This is a genomic window from Psychrobacter sp. (genome assembly GCF_030457785.1).
Lineage (GTDB): Bacteria > Pseudomonadota > Gammaproteobacteria > Pseudomonadales > Moraxellaceae > Psychrobacter.
The window spans coordinates 1-7,868 of record NZ_JAKDUI010000131.1 but is presented as its reverse complement, the minus strand read 5'-3'; the positions used below and the strand labels follow the sequence as shown (position 1 = coordinate 7,868).

General features: G+C 44.2%; 7 protein-coding genes. 2 read left to right on the top strand and 5 right to left on the bottom strand.

Going from position 1 to position 7,868, the window contains the following annotated elements; genetic code table 11:
• Positions 1-62: 62 nt before the first annotated feature.
• The 3 genes from L0J61_RS07405 to L0J61_RS07395 are packed head-to-tail and all read right to left on the bottom strand — an operon-like array spanning position 63 to position 2,948.
• Positions 63-620, bottom strand: coding sequence for a DUF2127 domain-containing protein (locus L0J61_RS07405; RefSeq protein WP_301465730.1), 558 nt, complete (start codon positions 618-620; stop codon positions 63-65).
• Positions 604-1,815, bottom strand: a complete 1,212-nt coding sequence (locus L0J61_RS07400) for a dihydroorotase (protein ID WP_301465729.1) — start codon at positions 1,813-1,815, stop codon at positions 604-606. Before L0J61_RS07400 ends, L0J61_RS07405 begins: the two co-directional genes overlap by 17 nt.
• Positions 1,816-1,874: 59 nt before the next feature.
• Complete coding sequence (locus L0J61_RS07395) at positions 1,875-2,948, bottom strand: aspartate carbamoyltransferase catalytic subunit (protein WP_301465728.1); 1,074 nt, start codon at positions 2,946-2,948, stop codon at positions 1,875-1,877.
• Between the two features lie 711 nt (positions 2,949-3,659).
• Between L0J61_RS07395 and L0J61_RS07390 the strand changes: the two genes are divergently transcribed.
• A complete protein-coding gene (locus L0J61_RS07390; protein ID WP_301465727.1) occupies positions 3,660-4,643 on the top strand; it encodes a class 1 fructose-bisphosphatase in 984 nt (327 codons plus the stop codon).
• 107 nt (positions 4,644-4,750) lie between these two features.
• Positions 4,751-5,545 (top strand): RNA methyltransferase, encoded by a 795-nt coding sequence (locus L0J61_RS07385; RefSeq protein WP_301465725.1) that lies wholly within the window; start codon positions 4,751-4,753, stop codon positions 5,543-5,545.
• 295 nt (positions 5,546-5,840) lie between these two features.
• Here L0J61_RS07385 and L0J61_RS07380 read toward each other — a convergent pair whose 3' ends face one another.
• Both L0J61_RS07380 and L0J61_RS07375 read right to left on the bottom strand, forming a co-directional pair.
• The gene (locus L0J61_RS07380; protein WP_301465724.1) at positions 5,841-6,773 is read right to left on the bottom strand and encodes an electron transfer flavoprotein subunit alpha/FixB family protein; all 933 of its coding nucleotides are present in this window, start codon (positions 6,771-6,773) and stop codon (positions 5,841-5,843) included.
• A gap of 126 nt (positions 6,774-6,899) precedes the next feature.
• Positions 6,900-7,649 (bottom strand): electron transfer flavoprotein subunit beta/FixA family protein, encoded by a 750-nt coding sequence (locus tag L0J61_RS07375; RefSeq protein ID WP_301465722.1) that lies wholly within the window; start codon positions 7,647-7,649, stop codon positions 6,900-6,902.
• Positions 7,650-7,868 lie beyond the last annotated feature (219 nt).

Sequence of the window (7,868 nt, the reverse complement as noted above, 5' to 3'; positions counted from 1 at the left end):
TAAAAAATATGACAATGTCTCAAACTACCCATCTTTTGGAACATTTACTTCTTGAACGATTTCTATATTAGCCCTTTTCGTTTCATATTACGGTAGACCACAAACACGATCAGTAGGTTCAAGGCTAAGACACCAAGCTTAAGCCAGTCAAAGGGACTGGTAATCAAGTAGTATATTTCGATAGGAATAAACACACCGTAGCCAAGCACCCCAAACCAATACGCCCAAGTCTTGTCTTGCCACAGACCATAGGCTTCCAGAAAACGCATACTTGCATAAGCAAAAATCAATAGTAAAAACACTGGCCAGTTTTCACTTGCTTTCTGAGCGATCCTTACCGTACTTTCTATTTGAACTGCCAGCATCTGACCAAAGGTTTGTTGCCAGGAGTCGGTAGCTGAATTGAGCCATTGCTCTAAATCTGCGTGCCACGCCCATAACGTCACAGCGCCTATGAGTGCGCCTAGCCCTTTGATGACCTCATAGATTGCCACCGCTTTGATGGACTCGCTAGCGGTTTGTGGCGACTTGTCTGATCGGTGGGGCAAGCTGTGTTTTTTATCTTTCGAGGATGGAGACAAGCGGTCATCTTCTCGAGGCACATTAGCCAAAGAAAACATCCACAACACGGCCCTGCAACTGCTGGTTAAAGAAAGGCGTGTTTTTACCATTTGACAACATCGACTGCGCCGTCACTTGCCACTCTACATTTGGGTCAACCAAGACAGCACCGCCGATTGCTTCATACTGCTCGTTAATACCAGCAATTTTTGCCGGGTTCAGACAGATTTTGTCCACCAGCTGTTCCAACGTCAGCACCTCATCATGTACCAACTGACAGGCAAGCGCCATAAAGGTATCGAAATTTGAGATACCAGGTGTGCTCTCAGCAAATGGGGCTTTTTTGGCAGTACTATTTAATGGCTCATGGTGACTACAAATGGCGTCGATGGTACCGTCTTTTAAACCACGACGAATCGCTTGTTGATCCGTATTACTACGCAGTGGCGGCAGCACATAAGCCTGTGCGTTAAAACCTTCCAAATTATCGTCGGTCAAATACAACTGGTGCATGGCAATATCACAAGTAACTGGTAGACCTTTGTCTTTTGCCCAACGCATCAGCTCTATCGAAGACTTACACGACAGCTGACTGAAATGAGCAGCAATCCCTGTTTCTTCTACCATCAACAGCTGCGTAGACAAGGCGACTGTCTCTGCGATCCAAGGAATACCTTGTAAACCATGATATGAAGCGATATAACCCTCGTGAGCAACCCCCTCGCCAGACAAGCTTGGCTCATCGGGATAGAAGAACACCTTCATCCCAAAGGTCGCTGCATACTCTAATGTGCGCAACAGTACCAAGTCATTACGAAAAGGCCTACGAGCATTGGAAACAGCGATACAGCCACCCTGTTTTAACCCTGCAATATTCGAAGGTCGCTCACCTTCCAACCCAGCAGTCAAAGCACCTAAAACATGTAAGTAAATCCCGCCATCATTGAGCGCGCGTTCACGTAGACCCTTTAATAAAGAACCGTTTTCTAATATAGGCGTCGTGTCAGGTGGCGTCACTACGTGTAAAAAACCATTGGCACGAGCGGCAGAACCTTCCGATTGTAGCGTGCCGTGTTGTTGTTGTCCTGGCTCTCGTAAGCGCGCGCACAAATCAACCAAAGGTGGTAGTAGCCACATCTCACGCCCTGCTTCTAGCGTTGCGAGTTTATCGGTCACAGTGCTTGGTAATGTGTTTTTGAGGGTGTCAGGAAGATGGTCAAGTATCAGTGTATCAGTATTGAGCATAGTAGACATGAGCGTTATTACCGTATCAATCAAATGAAATAAAGAAGAATAAAACAGCAACCAATATGTTAGTTACCGGCGGCCTGATGAGCTCGCTGACCTTGCATTGCTAACGACAGCACAGCCATTCGAATGGCAATACCATTATTAACCTGCTTTAAAATCACAGATTGAGCACCATCAGCAACGCTAGATGCAATCTCAACACCCCGATTCATCGGCCCTGGATGCATCACCAAGGCATCAGGTTTGGCAAGCGCTACTCGCTCTGGGGTAATGCCATAATGTTTATAATACTCGCTAGATGATGCAAGTAACGGCGAGCCGATGCGCTCATTTTGGATTCTCAAACCCATGATGACATCACAGTCTGTCACGCACTCATTCATATCTTCGTAGACCTCTACGCCATAACGTTTAATCCCTTTCGGCAATAACGTACGCGGCGCACAGACGCGAATGTCTTTGACACCTAAGGTTTGTAGCGCACTGATATCAGAGCGTGCTACCCGAGAATGCTTGATGTCGCCGACGATCGCCACCGACAACTCCTCAAAAGGACGAGGTGCTTCTCGGTGTATGGTCAGCATATCGAGCATACCTTGGGTCGGATGCGCATGCCAGCCATCACCGCCATTGATAATAGCAATATCAGGTGTCACCTCTGTTGCCATAAAATGTGCTGCCCCAGACGCCGAATGCCGTACGACAAAAATATCAGCCGTCATGGCCTGTAGATTCCATAACGTATCGCGCAGACTCTCGCCTTTTTTGGTACTAGAGCGCTCGATATCGATATTTAGCACATTGGCACCCAAGCGCTTTTCCGCCACTTCAAAAGTGGTACGTGTACGAGTCGACGGCTCAAAAAACAAATTCATGACGGTATAGCCTTCAAGCTCAGGCCTGTTCAGCAGTTGCCCATTGTCATCAAAGAACGTCTCTGCTTTAGCAATAATTGCTTGCAGCTGTGCTTTATTAAGACCTTCCACGCCTAAAAAATGCCTAATGCTTCTATCAGCATTAAGCTGTGGGCGACTCAACGATGTATTTAGCCTTTGATGAATGGTATTGGGATCAAACTTTGCATGAGCAGTCGGTGAGACTGTTGGTGTTGACTGACTATCAGTAGAGTTTCGCATAGGGACAGGTCTTTATTATGAGTTTATATTAATGATTTTTTCGAGTATTTATCGCTAACACACACAGACACGAGGACATTTAAAGGCATACACTCATTTAAAAGATAGCGACAAAATAAGAAAGCTTATAGTCGAGCGAGTAAAAAGCATCGCCAATACCAATATATTAACCAATACTTGACCTCGTTTGGCAAAATTTAGCCATTTTTGGCTCATTTCGATGACTATCGATTGAATTGAAGACACGCCTTAGCACTTATTTGCTACAATTTACCTCAACGACACCAGTGCTATTCAGTTAATTTTGCCTTGCTAACTCATAGCAAGTATACACGTAATGACCAAGGTGAAACCTAGGCAGCATATTCAAATCATAATCAATAATGCTTATAGTGTAGCTGATTTTATGGTCAGTACAAAGATGAACCATCAGCTATTTCAAAATTGACTGACCAAAAGAGCGTTTGCTTTTGTCTGCTAAACATTTTTTATCGTTTATAATTTAGGTAATTTAAAAACAGGTGGGTACCGCTGCGGAGCTTTTTTGCACCTTGAAGATGAACACTAGCAGCGAACAACGCATAGTACGCAAGATAAACTCACACCACCAGAACGTTTTTCAGCATATCTCATTCACTTTATACTGACCACAACAATATCAGCTGATTTTATAACCAGGCTATTTATCCACACGACTTATCAGGAAGCTTTATGACCACCTTAGCAAAATATCTAAATACTGACGCTCACGACCCTGCACTGATTGACGTGATTACCACCGTCACGGAAGTTGGTAAAACCATCTCTCAGCTCCTAAAAAAAGGCGCTCTGGCAGATATCTTAGGAGAAGCTGGCAACCAGAACGTCCAAGGTGAAGAACAAAAAAAACTAGATGTACTCGCCAATGATTTATTATTAGATGCCTTGGCAACCAACAGCCACTGTGCTGGTGTCGCGTCGGAAGAGTTAGATGATGCCACTCCTGCCAACGCTGACGGTAGTTTATTGGTATTGTTTGATCCTCTTGATGGTTCATCAAACATTGATATCAATATGGCGGTTGGTACTATCTTTTCCATCCTACCTTATCAGCGCCAAGGTCACATGAGTGAAAACAGCGACTTTTTACAAGCTGGTAACAAGCAATTGGCAGCGGGCTATTTACTCTATGGCACTTCTACTGTACTGGCGCTGACCATTGCAGATAACGTAGTGATGTTTAGCCTCGACCCAGATACCGGTGATTACGTACTCATAGAAGACAACGTGCAAATTGATGCTGATACCAGCGAATATGCTATTAATGCGTCAAATTATCGTCACTGGCGTGCACCGATGCAGCAGTATATCGACGAGCTTATCGCAGGCAAAACCGGTGTGCGCGGACGTGATTTTAATACCCGTTGGGTAGCTGCCATGGTCGGTGATGTTCATCGTATTTTATGCCGTGGTGGTTTATTTACCTATCCATTTGATACCAAAGATCCCAACAAAGCAGGCAAGTTACGTTTGATGTATGAAGCCAACCCGATGAGCTTGTTAATTGAACGTGCTGGCGGTGCAGCAACAGATGCGGTCAATCGTATTTTAGAAGTAGAGCCGACAGAGATTCACCAACGCGTGCCTGTGGTACTCGGTAGTAAAAACGAAGTCAATTATGTAGCAGATTTGCATGTAAAACACGCCGATCAGTAAGAACAGCCTCAATATACAGGCAGCATAAAAGCAGCCGGTATAAGTGCTCACATAGGTAGCATTTATACTGACTGCTCCACTTTTTATATTTTTCTAAGCGATCTATTATGGTAGCCAACCCCACCGAGCTGATTACCTCAGACAAGAACACCACCGTCAAACTAGTCAAAGCGCTACTCACCCAATCACGCCAACGAAAAAAGCAAGGGCAAACAGTGGCTGAAGGTGTACATCTGATAGATGCAGCGCTGCGCATCGATTATCCGTTTGTCCAACTACTAGTGGCAGCATCAGCTCACGATCATCCTGAAGTGCAGCAAATCCTGACTCGTCTGCCAACCCACACCCCCATACTGACGTTGTCCGACCCACTGTATGAAAGCATTCGCAGCTTAGGAAAAGGTATCGACATCATGGCTGTCATTAATACACCCATGCCTAGCTTAGCAATGATTCAGGATGACTGTTTGATTTTAAACGACGTCCAGGACAACGGTAATGTCGGCACCTTATTGCGCACGGCTGCAGCAGTTGGTATAAAAAACATCCTATGTACCAACGCTACTGCGCAAGCTTGGTCCCCAAAGACACTGCGTGCAGGCATGGGTGCACAATTCACACTCACTATCTACGAAGGCTTAAGCACTCAAGATATTTTAGACAATGTACAAACACCACTGTTTGCGACCAGCTCACATACCGATACCGTCATCTACCAACATGACTTAAAAAAGCCCATAGCGTGGGTTATGGGACATGAAGGTCAAGGTGTGTGTGATGAGCTAATGCAATGTGCCACTCCTATCGCCCTACCACAGCCTAATGGACAAGAAAGTCTTAACGTCGCGATTGCAGGGTCACTTTGCTTGTATGAGACATTACGTCAAAGACATTATCAGTAAAAATATTAGGGCGTGTCATCGATCAACGTATTCAATCACTTAATGGTCTTAAAATGGCTAAATTTTGCTACTCATTGTGAAAAATCTTGTGAACATGCTTATATTCCCTGCAGTTTTTTTCTAGGTTAGCATCAACTTATCTCATTTTAAACCTCACTATTTAAATAATGACACGCCCTAACCCCAATAGCATCGTCCTTACGGGCCGAGGTCATAAAAAAAGCCCACTATTCAGAATAGTGGGCTTTTTATCAATCTTTGATTTAATGCATTAACAATTGCTGTCATTCATGACTTAAACCTTGCTAGTAAGCTCAGGTAATGCTTCAAACAAATCAGCTTCCAAGAAATAATCAGCAACACTAGCAATAGGCGCTTCTGGATCATTATTAATTGCTACGATAACTTTAGAGTCTTTCATACCAGCCAAATGCTGGATCGCACCTGAGATACCTGCGGCGATATACAGTTGCGGTGCCACGATTTTACCTGTTTGACCGACCTGCATATCATTTGGAACATAGCCCGCATCCACGGCAGCGCGTGATGCACCAATAGCAGCGCCTAGCTTGTCCGCTAGCGGCTCGATGTATTTGGTGAAATTCTCACCATTAGCCAGCGCACGGCCACCAGAAATCACGATGTCAGCTGAGGTCAACTCTGGACGGTCAGACTTTGCCATCTCTTCATTGACAAAACTTGCTTTGCCAGTATCCTGCACATTATCGATGCTTTCGACAGTAGCTGAACCGCCTTCGCTTGCTACTGGATCAAAAGAAGTCGAACGTACGGTCAACACCACTTTATCTTCTGAAGTCTTGACCGTTGCAGTTGCATTACCTGCGTAGATAGGGCGCTCAAAAGTTTGCGCATCTACCACAGCAGAAATTTCTGACAACATGCTTACATCAAGTAACGCTGCAGCACGTGGCATGAAGTTTTTGCCAGTTGTGGTCGCAGATGCAACGATGTGGCTGTAGTCAGCTGCGATATCAGCAACCAACAGCGCAACATTCCCAGCCAATTGATGCTCATAAGCCGCATTATCTGCTAGTAAAACCTTGCTCACGCCTTCTGCTTTAGCCGCTTCGTCAGCAGCTGCTTGTGCGCCACTACCAGCAACCAATACGTGGACGTCATCACCGATTTGCTTTGCAGCAGCGATAGAGCTCAAAGTTGCCTTTTTTAGACTGGCATTGTCGTGTTCTGCATATACCAAAATTGCCATTTTTTTAGTCCTTTATATTTGTTCGTATTATCTATTTGTGAGAGTGCTTTTGTACAAAGATATCTACGCGGCTTTTCATAAACGCTGACATAAATATCCTTATACAAGATATGCCTTCATGAAGTACTAGATGACTTTTGCTTCATTTTTTAGCTTATCGACCAACTCATCAACCGAACCTACTGTGATACCAGCTTGACGCTCAGCAGGTGGCACGACTTTGATAATTTCTTGCTTAGATGCCATATCAACACCAAAATCCGCTGGCGCTTTTTCATCAATTGGCTTCTTCTTCGCTTTCATGATGTTAGGCAACTTAGCATAACGAGGTTCATTTAAGCGTAGATCGGTAGTAATAACTGCTGGTAGATCAAGGGCAACCGTTTGCAAACCACCATCAATTTCACGAGTAACGTTGACTTTATCGCCTTCAACTTTTACTTCTGAAGCAAAGGTACCCTGACCGATACCCATCAATGCCGCCAGCATTTGACCTGTTTGGTTGTTATCATCATCAATCGCTTGCTTACCTAGCAGAATGATGTCTGTGCTTTCGCTTTCGGCGATATTTTTAAGTATCTTAGCGACTTGTAGCGGGTATGGTTTGTCTTCACTCACGACTAAAACACCACGATCCGCACCCAAAGCTAGGGCAGCACGAATTTGCTCTTGTGACTCTTTAGGACCAATAGAAGCAACAATAATCTCGTCTATAACACCCGCTTCTTTTAAGCGAACTGCCTCTTCTACTGCAATCTCATCAAAAGGGTTGATGGACATCTTAGTGTTGGATAGATCAACGCCAGAGTTATCAGCCTTTACACGAACTTTTACGTTGTAATCAATAACACGCTTGACCGCTACTAATGCTTTCATACGTTCCTCGTTTATTTATGTTATGAATTAGAAAATTCCTGATTGAGAACCAAAGGTTCCTTATTTTTTAAAATCGTCGTTCAAAATACTGCTTAAAGTTGATACTTCGTCGGTAGATAGTAGTTAATTAAGTTGGATGAGACAACACCCAAAAGTGTATTATTATCATATTTCTTGTTAATTAAGCCTACTACAGCTAAGCCGACCGTTATTATCAGA

Bases quoted from the DNA above. Each gene is read 5' to 3' on its own strand.
- L0J61_RS07405 (WP_301465730.1), bottom strand. From the start codon at position 620: ATGTTTTCTTTGGCTAATGTGCCTCGAGAAGATGACCGCTTGTCTCCA.
- L0J61_RS07400 (WP_301465729.1), bottom strand. From the start codon at position 1,815: ATGTCTACTATGCTCAATACTGATACACTGATACTTGACCATCTTCCT.
- L0J61_RS07395 (WP_301465728.1), bottom strand. From the start codon at position 2,948: ATGCGAAACTCTACTGATAGTCAGTCAACACCAACAGTCTCACCGACT.
- L0J61_RS07390 (WP_301465727.1), top strand. From the start codon at position 3,660: ATGACCACCTTAGCAAAATATCTAAATACTGACGCTCACGACCCTGCA.
- L0J61_RS07385 (WP_301465725.1), top strand. From the start codon at position 4,751: ATGGTAGCCAACCCCACCGAGCTGATTACCTCAGACAAGAACACCACC.
- L0J61_RS07380 (WP_301465724.1), bottom strand. From the start codon at position 6,773: ATGGCAATTTTGGTATATGCAGAACACGACAATGCCAGTCTAAAAAAG.
- L0J61_RS07375 (WP_301465722.1), bottom strand. From the start codon at position 7,649: ATGAAAGCATTAGTAGCGGTCAAGCGTGTTATTGATTACAACGTAAAA.